The following is a 17,882-nucleotide window of genomic DNA, read 5'->3' on the forward strand; positions in this document are numbered from 1 at the left end:
GCATGACCGTTTTCTCTGGGTCATGCCGCGGCATCTACTAGCGCGGCAAGCTCGGGCGCATGAGAGAAATTGAACCCATGCGCACCATGATGCATGACAGTGAGCTTGGCTTGCGGTGTTCTTGCGACCAGGCGAAGACCGAACTCCGGTGGAGACAGCGGATCCCGGGTGCCGCACACGACATCAATCGGGCACTGGACCGTACGAAGCAATTCAGCGGTGGAGTAGTCCAGCATCTGGGCGCAGCTTTTGGCCCACCATGGGATGCCGCAGCGCAGGTAATCGACGAGCAATATTGCCTTCACCGAGTTCAACTCGTGCGGGAAATCTTCAAAGAGCCGGCGGGCCTGCCTGAACAGCGTCGCTTCACGGTCGTTGACCGCAGGAGCTGCAATGACCAGGTGCTTGACCAGATCCGGCCACGCGCGAGCTAGCTCAATGGAAACCTGCGCGCCCATGGAATGCCCGAGGACGATAGCGTTCTCAACCTTCAGCTCGCGCAACGCCAATGCTACTTCGTGCGCGAAACGCGGTACGGTCACCGGGCGGCCATCATCCAGATTCTTGCCGTGGCCTGGAAGTTCGGGAACGATCACTCGATACTTCTTAGCCAAGATGTTGGCCAGCGGAGTGAAATAGCGGCTGGATGCTCCGAGCCCGTGAATCAGCACCACGTCAGGGCCATGGCCCGCGACACGAACCGAAAGCCTGGTCCTGAGGGATTCGGGCAATTGCCCAAAGTAATCGTGGCGCACGCCAGCCTTTCATCGTGCGAAAAGTGCGCACACACTATCGGTAGGGAAAATCGGCACGCTCACCTGAAATGGCGAGACAGGCAAAAAGGAATTAACCGCCCGCCCCGGTCGAATGCTGGGTAATAGCGGAACGAAGGTCTTCCGGGAAGAGCTCCTGCACGCCTTCCTCGTATTTGGAACCGTCATCTGGACGGCGCAGTTCCTGCCCGTCAATGCGGAACGGGAAGGCATCCGCCTGGGCAGCGGTGTCCGCCGAGTCCTGGCTATCGGGTGCGCAAGTAGCCCAGCCGTAGGTCGTGGAGTCCTCGATACGGAAAACCTCAACCTGGCAAGTCGGCGAATCGATGACCGTTCCCTGTTCTTGGACGACATCAGTAATAGTTGCTCGCTCGTCATCGGACAGGGTGATTGGTTCATCGCCTGAACCGCAGGAAGTGATTGCAAAGGTCGCGACAAGCGTTGCGCCGATGCCGAAACCAAAGCGCTTAATTTTCTGACCCATGGCCCTGCTTACTACTTGGAGACTCCTGACACATATTTTTCCCCTATTTGCTAGGCAAAACAAGTTGGGCTGGCCGTAGGGAACAAGCAGAATCAAATATCTGGGAAATCGCCTCAGGGTATTCGCTGCAAAACTCGCGTGAGATCACGTAATCGTTGGCAAGGCAGGTGCCTGCAGGGCGATAGGCTTAAGCCCATGAGTGCACAGATCAAGGTGGCCGTGCTCGGCGCGGCCGGACGAATGGGCTCGGAAGCGGTCAAGGCCGTAACTGAGGCTGCAGACATGGAATTGGTAGCAAGCTTGGGAAGAGGCGACGATTTGTCGCAGATCCTTGAAGCCGGCGCAACGCACATTGTTGACCTTTCTGTGCCGGCATCCACCGAGGCCAATGTGCGTTTTGCCGTCGAGAACGGGCTTCATGCAGTGGTTGGCACCACTGGCTGGGATGATGATCGCCGCGCGAATTTGGAAGGGCTGCTGGGCAAGCATCCGCAGGCAGGTGTGCTGATTGCGCCCAACTTCGCCCTGGGCTCGGTGCTCGCCAGCGCTTTCGCGGCTACGGCCGCCAAGTACTTCGAATCCGTAGAGATCATTGAGCTGCACCACCCGAACAAGGTGGACGCGCCTAGCGGCACCGCGGTGCGTACCGCTGAACTGATCGCGAAGTCGCGTGAAGCCGCTGGAGTCCCCGCGAGCCCGGACGCTACCGAGACCCAGCTCGATGGCGCCCGTGGCGCAGTCGTCGATGGAATCAACGTTCATTCGGTACGCCTGCGCGGCCTCGTAGCCCACCAGGAAGTGCTCTTTGGCGGCCCGGGGGAGCAGTTCACCTTGCGCCATGATTCCTTCGACCGTGCCTCGTTCATGCCAGGCGTCCTCCTGGGCCTGCGTACTGTTGGCTCCCGCCCGGGCCTGACCTATGGCCTTGATGGCTTCCTGGAGCTGGGCCAGTGAAAACGAAACTTTGGGTAGGCGGCATTCTGCTGCTGTTCGCGCTGTACATTGGAATGACCTTCACCCAGGCGATCCGTCTGCTGAAAACCGGGGAACTGGTCGCGCAGGTCATGGGCATTGCAATCCTGGTTATTCCTGCACTGTGCGTCTGGATCCTCATTCGCGAGGTGCTCTTCGGGCTGCGCACTGAGAAAATGGGCAAGTCCTTGGCCGCCTCAGGTGAGCTGCCAGAGGATCTTCCCCGCATGCCGTCGGGACGTTTCCTCCGTTCGGCCGCCGACGCTGATTTCCCTATCCATCAGCAGGATGTGGAAGAGAACCCGGAATCATGGAAATCCTGGTACCGTCTGGCACTGGCGTATGAAGCCTGCGGTGACAAGCCGCGCGCCCGCAAATCCATGCGTACTGCGATCGAATTCTGGCGAGCAGACCAGAAGGTCAGCCAGTAATTGCATAAAGCAGCATCATGTTGATGGCCCGGACTCACGAGAGTCCGGGCCATCGCTCTAGAATTTGCTCTTCGTCTCGGGGGTGCTGTCAGCTCCGCTAAACACCCGGACGCCATATTCCAAAGGGCCAGAGGCCTTGCTGAAGCCAAGCCAAATTCCGAAGACGGCCGTCGTTGCACAGAGAACCCACCAAATCACCATTGGGTCCAAGTGCTCTTTCAGCGCCGGCAGCAAGATAATGTGCCCTGCATACAGGGTCAGCGGGGCCCGGCCGGCGCCAGCCAGAATCCGGCCGAGCGCACCCAGCCGACCAATAATCAGCTGGAGCAGGCCGATGATAGCGACAGCGCAGGCGGCGTTGTGCAGCGTGGAGAGCGAAGAATTGCTGTGACCGGTCGGCAGCCAAAGATAGGCTGGATTGTCCAGGAACGGATCCAGGTTGGCGCCCGGCAAACGCCCGGTGGTGATCATTGTGGGAACGAGGGATAATTCCAGGCCCAGTTCACGGGCTATGAGCCCGGCATTGTGCATGCTCACCGAATGGCCCGCCCATTGGGTTGCCGCCGCGATAATCGAACCGCCCAATGCAAGCAGGCTCGCAGTCCTCGTGCTGTGCAGGTTGCATCTTGCGATGGCTATTCCAAGAAGGCCGAAACCGAACCAGACCATCAATGGGTAGTATCCGGTGACCGTTAGATCCTTGAGGAGCAGTTGCGGGGTGAGAATGTCGCCGAAGCTCGGATTATGGTCCAGCGAGTCCGCAATCCAGTTGCTGGCCAGCGGTCGCCAAAGAACCGGCATAAGCAGCAGCCAAAGGGCCGAGACTACCCAAATGGTTGTTCTCGACAGCTTCAGCGCCAGTGGAAGCAATAGAAACAGTAGCCCATAGTGGACAAGAATGACCGCGATGGCTTCATTTACTGACCCAATTGCCATTCCGAGCACGGCAATAATTAATGCTCTCAGCACAAGGACTGAGTAAACCTTAGGGTGGGAACAGCCCTTTCGAGCCAAGGATTTCGAGAGCAGGACCAAGGATAAACCCGCCAGCACCATGAACAGGACAGATGCTCGGCCGGAGGCGAAAGTCCCGGTAAATGTTGGGGAGTAGGCGGGTGCGCCGCTGGTTTCATAGAGCGCGAAAACGTGCGCGGCGAACATCCCGAGGATGGCGGCAAGCCGTGCCGCGTCCACGCCCAGCAACCGCTGGGAACTACCCAAATCGTTCATGGAATCATCGCACCACGAATTGCGCGGGGGATGCCATTGCAACATGCGCGAGTGTAGATTTAATGCCATGGCTACAAGTGCAATTGATAATCAGGCATACCCGTTCGGTACCGTGCTGACCGCTATGGTCACGCCCTTCGATGAAGCGGGTGAAGTTGATTACGCGATGGCTGCCAAACTGGCAACGAAGCTGGTTGATGATGGCTGCGACGGACTGGTCGTCACCGGCACCACCGGCGAGACCTCGACCCTGACCGATGAAGAGAACATCGAGATGTTCCGTACCGTCGCCGACGCGGTGGGGGACCGTGCCGCAGTGCTGGCCGGTTCCACTACCAACGACACCCGTCACTCCATCAAGCTCTCGCTGGCTGCCAAGGAAGCGGGCGTAGACGGTGTGCTGTTGACCACCCCCTACTACAACAAGCCAAGCCAGGCCGGCGTCATCGCCCACGTCAAGGCCATCGCCGAAGCCGTTGAGCTGCCCATCATGCTCTACGACATCCCGGGGCGCACCGGCATCGCGCTGGCGCCCGAGACCATCATTGAACTGTCCAGGATTCCTCAGGTCATTGCCCTGAAGGACGCCAAGGCGGATTACCAGTCCACCACCACCGTGCTGGCCACAACCGATCTGCACGTGTACTCCGGCGACGATGGGCTGACTTTGCCGCTGATGGCGGCAGGTGCTGTCGGCGTGGTTTCGGTCACCGCTCACGTTGCGGCCGCTAAGTACCGTACGCTTGTTAATGCAATGCATGCAGGAGATCTGGCGACTGCACGCACCACACACTTTGAGCTGGACGCGATCCAGCGCGGCATCATGGGCCACATTCAGGGCGCCGTGGCCGCAAAATATGGACTTCACTGGCAGGGTGTCCTGCCGAACACCGTCGTCCGACTGCCGCTGTTGGCACCGTCGGACGCAGAGCTCGATGCCATCCGCGCGGACCTACGTGAAGGTGGATGGGATCTGTAACGAAAGGGACTAACCACATATGACTGAGAGTTCAGTAGGCAAGGCTGACGCTGCGCGTATGCAGACTCCGGCGAAGCTGAAGAAGGGAACAATGCGAATTGTTCCCCTCGGCGGCTTGGGCGAGGTCGGCCGAAACATGACCGTTTTCGAACTCAACGGGAAACTGTTGATCATCGACTGCGGCGTGCTCTTCCCCGAGGAGCACCAGCCTGGCGTGGATCTGATCCTGCCAGACTTCTCCTACATCAAGGACCGCTTGGACGACGTGGTGGGCCTCGTGCTGACCCACGGCCACGAGGACCACATCGGTGCTGTTCCGTACCTGTTGCGCCTGCGCGAAGACATCCCTCTGTACGGGTCGAAGCTGACCCTGGCCTTCGTCGAAGCAAAGCTGGCAGAACACCGCATCAAGGCCAACACCAATATCGTGGTGGAGGGCGAGATCGCGCAGGTTGGCAACTTCGAATGCGAGTTCGTAGCTGTGAACCACTCGATCCCGGATGCCTTGGCAGTATTCCTGCGCACCGAAGCCGGTACGGTGCTGCACACCGGCGACTTCAAGATGGACCAGCTGCCACTTGACGGCCGCATCACCGACCTGCGCCACTTCGCGCGCCTGGGCGAGGAAGGCGTGGACTTGTTCCTGCCGGACTCCACCAACGCCGAAGTTCCGGGCTTCACCGTTGCCGAACGCGAAATCGGCCCGGTACTCGAGGCCAAGTTCGCGCGCGCCCGCCGCCGCATCATCGTCGCTTCGTTCTCCTCGCACGTCCACCGCGTGCAGCAGGTTCTGGACGCCGCAGCGGTGCACGGCCGCAAGGTGGCCTTCATCGGCCGCTCGATGGTGCGCAATATGGGCATCGCCGAACGCTTGGGCTACCTCGAAGTGCCACAGGGTGTCCTGGTCGACCTGAAGCAGATCGATTCGCTGCCAGACCACAAGGTCGTGCTGATGTCCACCGGTTCGCAGGGCGAGCCGATGGCTGCACTGTCCCGCATGGCCAACGGCGAGCACAAGGTCCAGATCAACCCGGGCGACACCGTCATCCTGGCCTCCAGCCTGATCCCGGGCAATGAGAACTCGGTCTTCCGCGTGATCAACGGCCTGATGCGCTTGGGTGCCGAGGTCATCCACAAGGGCATGGCCAAGGTCCACGTTTCCGGTCACGCATCGGCTGGCGAATTGCTCTACTGCTACAACATCCTGCGCCCGAAGAACGTGCTTCCGGTGCACGGCGAAACCCGCCACCTGATTGCCAACGGCCGCCTGGCCGCGCAGGCCGGTGTCCCGGAGGACAACGTGCTGCTGGCAGACGACGGCTCGGTCATCGATATGAAGGACGGCGTAGCAAAGCTCGTTGGCCAGGTCGAATGCGGCTACGTCTACGTTGACGGTTCCAAGGTCGGCACCATAACCGATGATGACCTGAAGGACCGCGTCACCCTGGGTGAAGAAGGCTTCATCTCGGTCATCACCGTCATCAACCGCCAGAACGGCACGATCATCTCCGGCCCGGACATCCACGCACGTGGTGTAGCCGAAGAGGACTCGGTCTTCAACGAGATCAAGCCGAAGATCGCAGCTGCGATTATGGAAGCGGTGGGCAACAACCCGAACCACTCCACGCACCAGCTGCAGCAGATCACGCGCCGCGTGATCGGCTCGTGGGTATCGCGCAAGCTGCGTCGCCGCCCAATGATCGTTCCTGTAGTGCTCGAAGCCTAGGCTTCCAAAAATATTGCCTCGAACCAATTAAGGTTCGAGGCAATATTTTTATGGGAAATCAAGCGCAAGGCATGCACCACAGCTCAAGCGTCAGCCAAAGAAGCCCAGGTATGCAGGACTTGGCGAGTCATCGAGCTCGATTGCCGGGGCGGGACTTTGCGGCAGGATTTGTCCTGTTTGCGCGTCTACTACGACGACCGAATCCCACTGGTCCATATCGATCTGCTCCAGCACCTCGCCGGTGCGGGCTTCCATGGACACTGAGCTGTCCCAATCACCGGATGGGGCGACGTCTTGCTGGCCAGCGAGTGCCGGTGATGAGAGTGCCAGGGCGCCAACGATTAAGGTTGCTGTCGCGATGCCAATTGAGCGTATGCGCAAGGTCTTCTCCAAATGCAGTAAAGATGATTTTCACTGACTCTACCGATGTTCCCGAAGGAAACCGGGAACCACCACGCAGCCTGAAACTGGCTATTTCCCGGACATCTGGTGCTGTCACAGCACTTTTAAGGCAGAATTGGGCTCAACGCCAGCTCAAGGAGACGGAATATGCCCGGGCATCACCCAATGGGTTGGATCGAAGCCGCTGTGGAGGAATGTGCATGATTGAGTTCGATAATGTTTCCAAGCACTATCCGGATGGCACCGTTGCCGTCAAGGATTTCAGCCTGCAAATTCCGGCCCACCGCACCACTGTCTTCGTCGGTTCCTCAGGCTGCGGCAAGACAACATTGCTGCGGATGATCAACCGCATGGTTGATCCGAGCAGCGGTACGCTCCGTATCGATGGCGAGGACATCGCCAGCAAGCCGGCGGTGGGCCTGCGCCGCAGCATCGGCTACGTGATGCAGAACTCCGGCCTGCTGCCTCATTTCACTGTCGCACAGAACATTGCGACCGTGCCGCGGCTCATGGGTGAAACGAGCAAGGCATCACGAGCGCGTGCCTTGGAACTGATGGGCACGGTTGGGCTTGCCGGCTCCATGGCCGACAGGTATCCGCATCAGCTCTCTGGAGGCCAGCAGCAACGCGTTGGCGTGGCACGCGGGCTGGCCGCCGATCCGAACATCCTGCTCATGGACGAGCCCTTCGGCGCCGTGGACCCTATCGTTCGCGCCGAGCTGCAAGAAGAATTGATTCGTCTCCAAAGAGAACTCGATAAGACCATTGTTTTTGTCACCCACGATATTGATGAAGCCTTCCTCCTGGGGGACCAGGTGGTAATTCTGGCGGCGGGCGCACAGAAGCTCCAGGTCGGCAGCCCGAGTGAGATCATTGAAAATCCGGCCAATGATTTTGTCGCCTCCTTCATTGGCGCGCAGCGTGGGGCACGGGCGCTGAGCTTGAAGCAGACCGAGCACGGAACCGTCCTGGTTGATGCGCAAGGCCGGACTCAAGGCAAGCTCGTCGAGGATGGGTCAGTCCAGTGAACTGGGTCCTGGAAAATCTCGGACTCATTGGTTCGCTATCGCTGGAGCACCTGCGCCAGTCCCTGATAGCAATCATTCTCGGATTCATTCTGTCGATTCCGCTGGGTTGGGTGGCCTGGCGCTACAAACTGGTGCGCGGACCGGTCGTGAGCATCACCGGATTGCTCTACACGATCCCTTCGCTGGCTCTGCTGATGATCCTGCCCGTACTCACCGGGATGAGCGCGATCAGCGAAGCCAATCTCATTCTCGCCTTGGCGATCTACGCGATAGCGATCATGGTGCGCAGCGTGGTCGATGGGCTGAACTCGGTGGACCCGGCAACCAGGTCGGCCGCAACTGCCATGGGCTACGGATCGGCACGCCGCTTCTTCGCTGTCGACCTTCCCTTGGCCGGTCCCGTAGTTCTGGCTGGTCTGCGAGTGACAGCGGTCAGCACCATCTCGCTGGCAACCGTCGGCATCCTGGTCGGGGTAACCAACTTGGGCTACCTGTTCACCAACGGTCTGCAGCGTCGCATCATTGAAGAAGTCCTGGCGGGGATCATCGCGGTGGCAGCGATCGCGTTGCTCGTTGACCTGTTGTTGCTCCTGGCCGGCCGTTGGCTGATGCCTTGGGCTGCAACGAGCACCAGGCAAAAACGAACTGCAGCGCAGCCATCCACGCAGAAGGTGTCCTCATGAATCTGATTTCCGATGCGCTGGCGTGGATCTTCGCTCCCGAGCAGTGGCAGGGCGATGGGGGACTGGCTAGCTTGCTGGGGCAGCACTTGCTGTTCACCGTGGCTGCTGTGCTGATTGCTAGCGCGATTGCCATCCCTGCCGGATGGGCCATTGGGCACACGGGGAAAGGAAGGGAATTGGCCGTCGGGCTGGCCGGCGTTGCGCGTGCGGTGCCATCCTTCGGCCTGCTGATTCTGCTGGTGCTGCTTCTGGGGGTACTGCATAAGCCAGAAGCGGCCATGCTGACCTTCGTCGTGCTGGCAATTCCATCATTGCTGGCCGGAGCCTATACCGGCTTCGAAGCAATTGACCGCAAGACCATCGATGCTGCCCGGGCCATGGGGATGACCGAATGGCAGATCCTCGTCAAAGTCGAGATCCCGCTGGGACTTGCGCTGCTCGTAGGCGGGATCCGCTCCGCAGTGCTTCAAGTGGTCGCCACCGTTACTGTTGCCGCCTACGTGAATCTCGGCGGCCTGGGATTGCCCATCATCACCGGTCTGAACCTGCGGCGCTTCGACATGGTCCTGGGCGGCGCCTTGATGGTTGCCGCGCTGGCCTTGGTGCTGGATTTGGCATTTGCCATCGCCCAGAAAGCGGCTGTACCCCACGGGCTGGGCGTGCCCTCGAAGAAGAAGAAAACTTACCAAGATACCGATGACTCAATCACCCGCGAAAGGGAAATGTCATGAGAACCAAGAAGATATTGTCCACGAGTGCTCTCGTGCTGGCCGGAAGCCTCGCACTCGCTGGATGCTCCGGTGCGGATCCGTTAGCCACCGAAAGCGATGCCACCCGGGAGGGTGGGGAAGCGATCGTTGTCGGTTCGCAGGCCTACTATTCCAATGAAATCGTTGCTGAGATCTATGCCCAGGCGCTCGAGGGAGCCGGCATGGAAGTGGAACGGAAATTCAGCATCGGGCAGCGCGATGCCTACATGCCCCAGCTGGAAGACGGCAGTATTGATGTCTTCCCTGAATACACCGGCAACCTGCTGCAGTTCTACAAGGAAGACACCGAAGCACGCTCCGCCGATGAGGTGTACAGCGAGCTGAAGGAATCCTTGCCGGATTCGCTGGCCGTGCTCGAAGCCGCGCCAGCTTCGGATCAGGACTCCTACACGGTGACCAAGGAATTCGCTGAAGCCAATAAGCTTGCGAGCATCGAGGATTTGGCCGGCATTTCCGAACCCTTGACCGTGGGCGGCCCGCCTGAATTGGCGCAACGCCCCTATGGACCCAAGGGCTTGGAGAGCGCATATGGCGTCAAGGCCGAATTCTCGGCAACTGGCGACACGACCGTTGAAGACCTGGCCGCTGGCACGGTGAATGTCGCCAACGTCTTTACCGCGGATCCGCGGATCCAGACGGAGGACTTGGTAGTCCTTGAAGACCCGAAGTCGCTATTCCTGGCATCGAATGTGGTGCCATTGGTGGCCGCTGATCAATCCGGGGAATTGGCAGAAGTCCTGAATCCGGTCAGCGAAAAACTGACAGCGCAGGTTCTGGTGGACCTCAACGTGCAGAGCACCGTGGACAAGAAGTCTGCCGCCGACATCGCTTCGGCATGGCTGACGTCCGAGGGGCTGTAGCCCGGCAACCCAGCACGAGAATATAGCTTCACAGCAGCCGCACCGCCCACGCAATGACGGGCAGTGCGGCTGCTTTTCCTTGTCCGGAAACGGCAGCGGCTTGGCTGAGTGGGTATTCCGTGGCTTGCTCGTTTTGACAATTGATAATGATTCTCATTAGTGTTTAGCTCTGTTGGCAGAGGAGCTCGCCGGATCTCGGCGGCCGAGGCCTGCCCGCCATGAATGGAGCACTGATAGATGAAAAAACTCAATCCCTGGAAGTTGGCCGTGCCGGTTGCCATCCTGGCCCTGGCCACCGGATGCGGCGTGCCAGCCGGATCTGCCAGCGGTGCACCGCAGGGCACCGGCGCCAAGAGCATTTCCCTGGACAGTTGCGGAAGGCAGGTCGTCTTCGACAAGGCGCCGGACAGCGTTCTTGCAGTCGGGTCGGAAGCCCCGGCCCTGCTGGCCGCCGCTGGAGCGGGAGACAAGCTCACGCACTACGCAGGCAGCTGGCAGGTGCCTTTCGACGAAGAAACCATGGCGGCAGTGCGCAACGCGGAGCGGATTACCGAGGACTCGCATGATGTCTCCTACGAAATGATCCTGGACTCGGGAGCAGACGTGGTGATCGGCACCGATATCGCTGCTGGAATCGATCTCGACTCGTTGGCTGAACGCCTGGAAAGCGCCGGAGTGAAGATGCTGACCGTCAGCGGATATTGCGCCGGATTCGAGGACCGATCCACCGGCGGGCTCAGCGGCTTCGACCAGATCTACAAGGATGTCCAGTCCTACGGCCAGCTCTTCGGCACCGAGCAGGCGGCCGAAGACTCCGTGCAGCAGATGCGAGCACGCGTCGAGCAAGCCGCGCGCAGCGTCAAGCAGGAAAGCCAGCAGCGCGGGATGCCGCTGTACGTGCCCACCGCAGGCACCTTGGGATCCTACGGCCATGAATCGCTGGTTGCCGAGCAGATGGAACTGCTTGGCCTTCAGAACGTCTTCAACGACGTGCCCAAGCGCTACTTCGAGCCCTCCACCGAAGAACTCGTGAACAGCGGCGCCGACAAGGTCTTCGCCATGTACCTGCCGACAGGCTCCTCGAACTTGGAAACCGACCAGCAGGTCATCGAGGCGCTGCGCGACCGCCCCGAATTGGCCGGATTGCCCGCCATCGAGCAGGACAGCGCCATCGTGCCGCTGAACTACTACTATTCCTCGCCCGGTCCGCTGGCAGTGGACGGGGTCGAGCTGATCGCCGACCGGCTGGCCCGTTGATGAGCCAGCCAGCGGCGCTGCGCCGGCAAGCGGCCTCATCGCGCCGCGTGGCCCGCCCGGGGCACGGACGCGGCCCCAACCGCGGCCTGGTCCGGGGCGCCACCCCCGTGGAATTCGTCAAGCTCAGTCCGGCATCGAATACCACCGTGCTGGTGACCAGCCGGCACCCGGCGGCGCACTACCGCAGCATCGCTGACCGGCTGCTGCGCGCCGAACATGTGCACGCCGAGCAAGTCGGGTTCATCCTGCCTCCCAGCTCGCCCCGGGCCCAGGCCCGGCTGCGCATGGCCGGTGGCGAATTCTGCGCCAATGCCGCGTTGTCGCTGGCCGCGCTGCAGGCCGCGCGCCGCGCCCGCAGCGGCCCGCTTGAGCTGCTGATCGAAGCCTCCGGCGCCGCGCAGCTGCTAGGCTGCCGGGTCGAGCCGGACGGTGCCGTCTACCGCTGCCAGCTGAAAATGCCCTGGCCGCTGCGCATCGACCCGTACCCGTTCCCGGGCGTCGCCGGCGCCGGGCTGGTGCGCTACGCCGATGCGGTGCATCTGGTCGCCGAATGCGACGGCTCGGATCCCCAGCTGCGCGGGCGTGCGCAGCAGCTGGCCCTGGATCTGGGCGCCAGCGAAGCGGTGTCCGTCGTGGGCATCATGCTCTACGATCCGGACCGCGGGCAGCTGGCCCCGCTGGTCAGCGTCCCGGCACTGGGCAGCCTCATCTGGGAGGGCAGCTGCGGCTCGGGAAGCGCCGCGCTGGGCGCCTTCCTGGCAGCGAAAGCCGGCGCTCCGGTCAATGCCAGCGTGAAACAGCCCGGAGGCACCGTGCAGGTGCACGCCGATGGCAGCCGCGCCAAGGCCACCGCGCTGCAGATCAGCACCGAAGTAAGCATCGTGGCCGAAGGGACTGCATATATCCATGACTGAAACACCACTGGCCCCTCAGGCCGCCGCCGGCCTGGCCGGCGTGCTGCACGGCTACCTCGGACGGTTCGCCGAAGCCGCCCGAGACTATGACGGATCGACGCGGCACGCGGCGGCGCTCGAAGAGCTGCTGGCCGGCTATGCGCAGCTGGTCACCGACCCGGCCAATGAACCGGGCTATGTCCAGATGGCCGCCACCGACCAGGGCACGGCGCTGGTGGCGGCGCTGCGCACCGAATCGGCGCGCTGCGTCGCAGTCATCGAGAAGTACCGGGCGCTGCGCCTGCTCGAAGGCCGCAGCGGAGCCGAGGGCTACTTCGCCAACATCGAATCGTGCATCGCCGGGGAATTCGGCGCCGTCGCCCCGGACTCCAGCTCCAAGGTGCTGCTGGTCGGTTCGGGTTCCTTCCCGATGACCCTGCTGAACCTGGCCTCGCGCACCGGGGCCAGCGCCGTGGGGATCGACATCGATCCCGAAGCGCTGGAGCTGGGCCGCCGGGTCGTGGCGCAGTTGGGGCAGGGCCTGGACATCGGCCTGCAGGGCGATCAAATCCACCAGCTGGACTTCCTGCCGCAGGCCACGCACATCGTCTTCAGCTCCACGGTGGCCGTGAAATACGAGCTGCTGCACCAGCTGCACGCGCGCACCCGGCAGGACGTGGTGGTCGCGATGCGCTTCGGCGACGGGCTGAAGTCGCTGTTCAACTACCCGATGCAACCAGTGGACCCCCGGCGGTGGCAGCTGGACGGAACGATCCGCCAGCCCGGGCAGGTCTTCGACATCGCGCTGTACACCAAGGCGCGCACGAGAACGGAAAGCAATTAGCCCATGGATGAACTGGGAAATATCCTCATTGCCGGAACCGGACCGGTTGCGGTGCAAAGCGCCGTGCTGCTCGGGGCGCTGCCCGGGGAACTGGGCATTGCCGGGCGCGCCTCGCAGCGCTGCGCCGCCTTCTTCGACGCGCTGGAGGCCAACGCCGGCACCGCCCGCGTCCAGGTGCAAAACCCCTCCCATGCCGCACTGGCCGGGCAGGTGCGCATCGAGCACCGCTACCGCGGCTACCAGCAGGTGCGCGGCGGCTGGGACACCCTGGTACTGGCGGCCACCGCCGACGCCTACCTGCCGGTGCTGCGCGAACTGCCACCGGGGGTGCTCGCATCGCTGGCGCGGATCGTGCTGCTCTCGCCCACGCTGGGCTCGGCGGCACTGGTGCGCGAATTCGCCCGCCGCAGCGGCGTCGACCCGGAAATCATCAGCTTCTCCAGCTATCTGGGGGACACCCGGCAGGTGGAGGGGACCGGCGGAGCGCTGGTGCTGACCGCCGGCGCCAAGGCCCGCATCTACGCCGGCTCCACTGGCGGGGCCACGCCCGCGCTGCAGCGGCTGCGTGCGGTGCATGCCGCGGCCGGCACCGAAGTGCAGCTGGCGGGATCGCCGGTTGAAGCCGAGGCGCGGAACATGTCGCTGTACGTGCATCCGGCCCTGTTCTTCAACGAGCTGGCGCTGCGCGCGGTCTTCGCCCCCGCCCCGCCCGTCCAGTACGTCTACAAGCTCTATCCCGAAGGCCCGGTCACCCCGGCGCTGATCCACTCCATGGCCGAGGCCTGGCGGGAACTGTCGGCCATCACCGCCGCACTGGGCGGCCAGCCGGTCAACCTGCTGGCCTTCATGCTCGATGACGGGTATCCGGTGCACCCCCAGAGCATCGACCCGGGGAAAGCGGCCAGCTTCGAGCAGCTGCCGGCCATCGAGCAGGAGTACCTGCTCTACGTGCGCTACGCCTCGCTGCTCATCGACCCCTTCTCGCAGCCCGACGCGCAGGGCCGCTACTTCGACTTCTCGGCCATCGCCTTCCGCCCGGTCTTCCGCGATGACCAGGGCCAGTGGGATGTGCCGCGGATGCCCAAGGAAGACTACTACCGCACCAGGATCATCGCCGGTCTGGCCCGGGAACTGGCCGTGGCCTGCCCGATGATCGACGCGCTGCTCGCCGCCTACGAAGACGCCCTGGTGCAAGCGGCCTCGGCCCGGGAGGGCCAGGGCTGCTCGCCGGCCTTCGCGGTGCAGGATTTCGCCGAGGACCTGGCCATGATCAGCGCCGGAATCGGGAGTGCGGCATGAGCCAGCCAGAAGTCGAAACAGCGCAGCAGCTGCCCAGCGAACGGCGCATCATCGCCGAGATCTGGCCGGCGCTGCTGGCCTCGGCGCTGGGCCTTTTGCCCTTCACGGTGCTGAGCACCTTCCTGGTGCCCATCGCCGACTGGGCCGGGGCCGGCTATGCCGAAACCGGCACCCTGCGCGGGCTGGCCGGCGTCGGCGCGGTGCTCGCCGGGGTTGCGCTGGCCCCGCTGATCGGGCGCATCGCCCCGGGCACCGTGGCCGCCGCGGCGCTGGGGCTGATGGGCGCCGCCGCCATCGCGGGGACCTTCTCGGGCCTGGCGGCACTGGCAGTTTTCTGCCTGGCCACCGGGGTGTCCAACGCGCTGCTCTACCCGGCGCTGTCCACCGCGGCCGCGGACCGCTTCGGCACCACCCCGGCCGCGGGCCGGGCAGCCACCTTGGTGATGACGGCCCAGACCCTGGCCTCCACGATCGGCGCGCCGCTGCTGGTGCTGCCGGCGATGTTCTGGGGCTGGCAGGGAAACCTGGTCGCCATCGCCGCCATCAGCATCGCCCTGATCCCGGCGATGCTGCGCTACGGCCGCCGCGGTGCCGGGCACTGCGCCGCAGACCCGGCTCCGGCTCCAGCCCGGCTGGGCTACCTGGCTGCCTTCCGCACCCTGGCTGGCGTGCCCGGAGCCCTGGCGCTGCTGCTGGTCTCCTTCGGCCGCGCCGGCGCCTTCATGGGGCACCTGGCCTTCCTTGCCCCGCTGTACGCGGAGAAGTTCGCGCTGACCGCCAGCTGGTTCGCGTTCATCTGGTCGGTCAGCGGCGGGGCCTTCTTCCTGGGGCACCTGCTGGCCGGGCGGATGCTCAACGCCGGGGATTCGCAGCGGCGCACCCGTGCGGTGATGGTTTTCAGCCTGGGCATTTCGCTGGTGGCGCTGTTCGGCGTCTACCTCTCACCGGTGCTGCCGCTGGCGGTGGCCGGCACGGCGCTGCTTTCGGCTAGCCACGCGGTGGTCGCGGCCGCCGTGATGAGCCTGCTGGTGAGCCGTTGCACGCAGGTGCGCGGCACCGCGCTGAGCCTGAACGCGGCTGGCATGTCCCTGGGCCTGTTCCTGGGCACAGCAGCCTCCGGAGCGGCGCTGGCCGCCGCCGGATACCTGGCCGCCGCTGCCGTGCTTGGCGCATTGACCCTGATTGCGCTGGGTGCCGCACTGGGCCTGCGCACCGATTCCATTGGCGAAACCCCCGAAAGGCAGCCATGACCCCGTTGGAACCTATCGTGCGAGAACCCCGGGAACCGCTGGCCTGCGCCGGCGATGACCTGGACCATGACCGGCGGGCCCGGCACACCTGGCTGTGGATCGCCGGGCTGCTGGCTGTACTCGTGGCCACCTTGCCGGTGGCCGTAGGGCTCGGCCCGGTGTCCATCGAGCCGGGCACCGTGCTGCAGATCCTCAAGGCGCACCTTTCCGGGATGCCCGCACCTGGTGCATTCAGCGCCTCGGACCAGTCCATCGTCCTGCTGCTGCGCGTGCCGCGGGTGCTGCTGGGTGCCGCCGTTGGGGCCGGGCTGGCCCTGGCCGGGGTGGCGCTGCAGGCGCTGACCCGCAACATCCTGGCCGAGCCCTACCTGCTGGGCGTGACCTCCGGGGCCTCCACGCTCTCGGCGGCCGCGATCCTCTTCGGCGCCACGGCCGGCATCGGCACGGCCTCGCTGGCCACCAGCGCCTTTGCCGGTGCGCTGGCCGCCGGGATCTTCGTCTACCTGCTGGCGCGGGTCGGTTCGGAGATGACGTCCACCCGGCTGGTGCTGGCCGGGGTGTCCGTGGGCTATGTGCTGCACGCGCTCACCTCGCTGCTGATCTTCGCTTCGGATGATCCCAATGCGGGCCGTTCGGTGCTTTTCTGGACGCTGGGTTCACTGGCGCAGGCGACCGGGCAATCGGCAATGATCACCTGGATCGTGGTGCTCGGGACCGCCACGCTGCTGGCCTATTGGTCGCGGCCGCTGGACGCGCTGGCCATCGGCGATGGCACCGCGCAAGCGCTGGGAATATCTCCGGCGAAGCTGCGTGCGGCCGTCATGGTGGTGACCGCGGTGTGCGTGGGCGCGCTGGTCGCGTCCTCCGGCGGCATCGGATTCGTCGGGCTGGTGATTCCGCACGTAGCCCGGCTGTGCGTCGGTGCCACGCACCGCACCCTGATTCCGGTAGCCGCCCTGCTCGGCGCGATCTTCCTGGTCTGGGCCGATGTGCTGGCCCGGACGGCCATGGCACCGCAGGAATTGCCGCTGGGAATCGTCACCGCATTGCTCGGCGCCCCGCTGCTGTTCGCGCTGGTTCGCAAGCTCAATGCGGCCCAATAGGAACCAAGGACCTGGAAGAAGGCAAGAACCATGATTACTGCTACAGATATTTCGGTGGGCTATGGCGGAAAGCTGGTCATTGAATCGGCGGGGCTGCAGGCAGGCCCCGGGGAAGTGGTGGGGCTGATCGGCCCCAACGGCAGCGGCAAGTCCACCCTGCTGCGCACGCTCTATGCGGCGCTGCGGCCCACGGCAGGGCTGGTGCTCGTGGACGAGCGCCCGGTCAGCGGACTGCGCGGCAACGAACTGGCCCGCAGGATTGCCGTCGTGGCCCAGGAAACGCCGAGCGAACTGCCGGTCAGTGTCGCCGAAATGGTGCTCCTGGGCAGGGTTGCGCACCGCAAGGCGCTGGCCGCCTTTGCCCGCGAGGACCACCAGGCGGTTGCTTCGGCACTGTCCCGGGTCGGCGCCCGGCATTTGGCCGACCGCCGCTACTCGACCCTGTCCGGCGGCGAGAAGCAGCGCGTGCTGGTTGCCCGGACACTGGCCCAGCAGGCCGAGCACCTGCTTCTGGACGAACCCACCAACCACCTGGATATCCGCTACCAGCATGAGCTGCTGCGCATGGTCGGGGAACTGGGAACCACCACGGTGGTGGTGCTGCACGATTTGAATCTGGCCGCCCGCTACTGCAGCAAGCTGGTCATGCTGGCCAACGGCGGGGTCATCGCTGCGGGCACGCCCCAGGAGGTGCTGGACCCTGGGCTTCTGCTGCAGGTCTACGGGGTCCACGCGGAGCAGGTGCTGGTCAACGGCATCGTGCAACTGGTCTTCAGCCTGGCCGATGAGCCCAAGGTGCAACATAGTGGCACTCCAGTGCCCGGATGATAGCCTGCCCGGTAGGCAAGCATTGGCCAAGCGCCTGCCTGCCGGGCCCCAGCATTGACCGTGAAAGGTA

Annotated in this window: 19 protein-coding genes; 15 read left to right on the plus strand and 4 right to left on the minus strand. The window is 63.6% G+C overall.

Features of this window, described 5'->3' with window-relative positions; all coding sequences use genetic code 11:
• Window positions 1-20 precede the first annotated feature (20 nt).
• Both ACIP6G_RS12740 and ACIP6G_RS12745 read right to left on the minus strand, forming a co-directional pair.
• The gene (locus tag ACIP6G_RS12740; RefSeq protein WP_400290437.1) at window positions 21-755 is read right to left on the minus strand and encodes an alpha/beta fold hydrolase; all 735 of its coding nucleotides are present in this window, start codon (window positions 753-755) and stop codon (window positions 21-23) included.
• A 91-nt stretch (window positions 756-846) separates the two neighbouring features.
• Window positions 847-1,257: a hypothetical protein gene (locus ACIP6G_RS12745; protein WP_105658192.1), complete on the minus strand. Its 411-nt coding sequence runs from the start codon at window positions 1,255-1,257 to the stop codon at window positions 847-849.
• Window positions 1,258-1,452: 195 nt separating this feature from the next.
• Between ACIP6G_RS12745 and dapB the strand changes: the two genes are divergently transcribed.
• Complete coding sequence (gene dapB / locus ACIP6G_RS12750; RefSeq protein WP_332727695.1) at window positions 1,453-2,211, plus strand: 4-hydroxy-tetrahydrodipicolinate reductase; 759 nt, start codon at window positions 1,453-1,455, stop codon at window positions 2,209-2,211.
• Window positions 2,208-2,660, plus strand: a complete 453-nt coding sequence (locus ACIP6G_RS12755; protein WP_133832973.1) for a tetratricopeptide repeat protein — start codon at window positions 2,208-2,210, stop codon at window positions 2,658-2,660. Before dapB ends, ACIP6G_RS12755 begins: the two co-directional genes overlap by 4 nt.
• A gap of 57 nt (window positions 2,661-2,717) precedes the next feature.
• Here ACIP6G_RS12755 and ACIP6G_RS12760 read toward each other — a convergent pair whose 3' ends face one another.
• A complete protein-coding gene (locus ACIP6G_RS12760; protein ID WP_400290441.1) occupies window positions 2,718-3,890 on the minus strand; it encodes a heparan-alpha-glucosaminide N-acetyltransferase domain-containing protein in 1,173 nt (390 codons plus the stop codon).
• Window positions 3,891-3,957: 67 nt separating this feature from the next.
• Here ACIP6G_RS12760 and dapA point away from each other — a divergent pair, with 67 nt between their 5' ends.
• Window positions 3,958-4,869, plus strand: a complete 912-nt coding sequence (dapA, locus tag ACIP6G_RS12765; RefSeq protein ID WP_400290442.1) for a 4-hydroxy-tetrahydrodipicolinate synthase — start codon at window positions 3,958-3,960, stop codon at window positions 4,867-4,869.
• Between the two features lie 19 nt (window positions 4,870-4,888).
• The gene (locus ACIP6G_RS12770) at window positions 4,889-6,595 is read left to right on the plus strand and encodes a ribonuclease J (protein WP_105658187.1); all 1,707 of its coding nucleotides are present in this window, start codon (window positions 4,889-4,891) and stop codon (window positions 6,593-6,595) included.
• A 90-nt stretch (window positions 6,596-6,685) separates the two neighbouring features.
• Here the strand turns inward: ACIP6G_RS12770 and ACIP6G_RS12775 are convergent, their stop codons facing one another.
• On the minus strand, window positions 6,686-6,976 hold the full coding sequence (locus ACIP6G_RS12775; RefSeq protein WP_146112310.1) for a hypothetical protein: 291 nt from the start codon (window positions 6,974-6,976) through the stop codon (window positions 6,686-6,688).
• Between the two features lie 221 nt (window positions 6,977-7,197).
• Between ACIP6G_RS12775 and ACIP6G_RS12780 the strand changes: the two genes are divergently transcribed.
• The 11 genes from ACIP6G_RS12780 (at window position 7,198) to ACIP6G_RS12830 (ending at window position 17,812) form a co-directional block, all read left to right on the plus strand.
• Window positions 7,198-8,025 carry an ABC transporter ATP-binding protein gene (locus ACIP6G_RS12780; RefSeq protein ID WP_400290445.1) on the plus strand — a complete coding sequence of 276 codons (828 nt, stop codon included), beginning with the start codon at window positions 7,198-7,200 and terminating at the stop codon, window positions 8,023-8,025.
• A complete protein-coding gene (locus ACIP6G_RS12785) occupies window positions 8,022-8,708 on the plus strand; it encodes an ABC transporter permease subunit (protein WP_332731422.1) in 687 nt (228 codons plus the stop codon). The genes ACIP6G_RS12780 and ACIP6G_RS12785 overlap by 4 nt, the downstream gene beginning before the upstream one ends.
• Window positions 8,705-9,439 (plus strand): ABC transporter permease, encoded by a 735-nt coding sequence (locus ACIP6G_RS12790; RefSeq protein ID WP_400290447.1) that lies wholly within the window; start codon window positions 8,705-8,707, stop codon window positions 9,437-9,439. The genes ACIP6G_RS12785 and ACIP6G_RS12790 overlap by 4 nt, the downstream gene beginning before the upstream one ends.
• Window positions 9,436-10,338, plus strand: a complete 903-nt coding sequence (locus ACIP6G_RS12795; RefSeq protein ID WP_400290449.1) for an ABC transporter substrate-binding protein — start codon at window positions 9,436-9,438, stop codon at window positions 10,336-10,338. Before ACIP6G_RS12790 ends, ACIP6G_RS12795 begins: the two co-directional genes overlap by 4 nt.
• 237 nt (window positions 10,339-10,575) lie before the next feature.
• Entirely contained in the window at window positions 10,576-11,595 is a 1,020-nt protein-coding gene (locus ACIP6G_RS12800) for an ABC transporter substrate-binding protein (RefSeq protein WP_400290451.1), read from the plus strand.
• Entirely contained in the window at window positions 11,595-12,509 is a 915-nt protein-coding gene (locus ACIP6G_RS12805) for a hypothetical protein (protein ID WP_400290453.1), read from the plus strand. The genes ACIP6G_RS12800 and ACIP6G_RS12805 overlap by 1 nt, the downstream gene beginning before the upstream one ends.
• Window positions 12,502-13,332: a class I SAM-dependent methyltransferase gene (locus ACIP6G_RS12810; RefSeq protein ID WP_400290455.1), complete on the plus strand. Its 831-nt coding sequence runs from the start codon at window positions 12,502-12,504 to the stop codon at window positions 13,330-13,332. The genes ACIP6G_RS12805 and ACIP6G_RS12810 overlap by 8 nt, the downstream gene beginning before the upstream one ends.
• Window positions 13,333-13,335: 3 nt before the next feature.
• The gene (locus ACIP6G_RS12815) at window positions 13,336-14,631 is read left to right on the plus strand and encodes an opine metallophore biosynthesis dehydrogenase (protein WP_400290457.1); all 1,296 of its coding nucleotides are present in this window, start codon (window positions 13,336-13,338) and stop codon (window positions 14,629-14,631) included.
• Window positions 14,628-15,881 (plus strand): MFS transporter, encoded by a 1,254-nt coding sequence (locus ACIP6G_RS12820; protein ID WP_400290459.1) that lies wholly within the window; start codon window positions 14,628-14,630, stop codon window positions 15,879-15,881. Before ACIP6G_RS12815 ends, ACIP6G_RS12820 begins: the two co-directional genes overlap by 4 nt.
• Window positions 15,878-16,984 (plus strand): iron ABC transporter permease, encoded by a 1,107-nt coding sequence (locus ACIP6G_RS12825; RefSeq protein WP_332728300.1) that lies wholly within the window; start codon window positions 15,878-15,880, stop codon window positions 16,982-16,984. The genes ACIP6G_RS12820 and ACIP6G_RS12825 overlap by 4 nt, the downstream gene beginning before the upstream one ends.
• 30 nt (window positions 16,985-17,014) lie before the next feature.
• Window positions 17,015-17,812, plus strand: coding sequence for an ABC transporter ATP-binding protein (locus ACIP6G_RS12830; RefSeq protein ID WP_400290461.1), 798 nt, complete (start codon window positions 17,015-17,017; stop codon window positions 17,810-17,812).
• Window positions 17,813-17,882 lie beyond the last annotated feature (70 nt).

Origin of the sequence: Glutamicibacter sp. NPDC088483, assembly GCF_044753145.1 — a bacterium.
In the GTDB taxonomy this organism is placed as follows: domain Bacteria; phylum Actinomycetota; class Actinomycetes; order Actinomycetales; family Micrococcaceae; genus Glutamicibacter.

Bases quoted from the DNA above. Each gene is read 5' to 3' on its own strand.
- ACIP6G_RS12745 (WP_105658192.1), bottom strand. From the start codon at position 1,257: ATGGGTCAGAAAATTAAGCGCTTTGGTTTCGGCATCGGCGCAACGCTT.
- dapB (WP_332727695.1), top strand. From the start codon at position 1,453: ATGAGTGCACAGATCAAGGTGGCCGTGCTCGGCGCGGCCGGACGAATG.
- ACIP6G_RS12760 (WP_400290441.1), bottom strand. From the start codon at position 3,890: ATGAACGATTTGGGTAGTTCCCAGCGGTTGCTGGGCGTGGACGCGGCA.
- dapA (WP_400290442.1), top strand. From the start codon at position 3,958: ATGGCTACAAGTGCAATTGATAATCAGGCATACCCGTTCGGTACCGTG.
- ACIP6G_RS12770 (WP_105658187.1), top strand. From the start codon at position 4,889: ATGACTGAGAGTTCAGTAGGCAAGGCTGACGCTGCGCGTATGCAGACT.
- ACIP6G_RS12780 (WP_400290445.1), top strand. From the start codon at position 7,198: ATGATTGAGTTCGATAATGTTTCCAAGCACTATCCGGATGGCACCGTT.
- ACIP6G_RS12790 (WP_400290447.1), top strand. From the start codon at position 8,705: ATGAATCTGATTTCCGATGCGCTGGCGTGGATCTTCGCTCCCGAGCAG.
- ACIP6G_RS12795 (WP_400290449.1), top strand. From the start codon at position 9,436: ATGAGAACCAAGAAGATATTGTCCACGAGTGCTCTCGTGCTGGCCGGA.
- ACIP6G_RS12800 (WP_400290451.1), top strand. From the start codon at position 10,576: ATGAAAAAACTCAATCCCTGGAAGTTGGCCGTGCCGGTTGCCATCCTG.
- ACIP6G_RS12805 (WP_400290453.1), top strand. From the start codon at position 11,595: ATGAGCCAGCCAGCGGCGCTGCGCCGGCAAGCGGCCTCATCGCGCCGC.
- ACIP6G_RS12810 (WP_400290455.1), top strand. From the start codon at position 12,502: ATGACTGAAACACCACTGGCCCCTCAGGCCGCCGCCGGCCTGGCCGGC.
- ACIP6G_RS12815 (WP_400290457.1), top strand. From the start codon at position 13,336: ATGGATGAACTGGGAAATATCCTCATTGCCGGAACCGGACCGGTTGCG.
- ACIP6G_RS12820 (WP_400290459.1), top strand. From the start codon at position 14,628: ATGAGCCAGCCAGAAGTCGAAACAGCGCAGCAGCTGCCCAGCGAACGG.
- ACIP6G_RS12825 (WP_332728300.1), top strand. From the start codon at position 15,878: ATGACCCCGTTGGAACCTATCGTGCGAGAACCCCGGGAACCGCTGGCC.
- ACIP6G_RS12830 (WP_400290461.1), top strand. From the start codon at position 17,015: ATGATTACTGCTACAGATATTTCGGTGGGCTATGGCGGAAAGCTGGTC.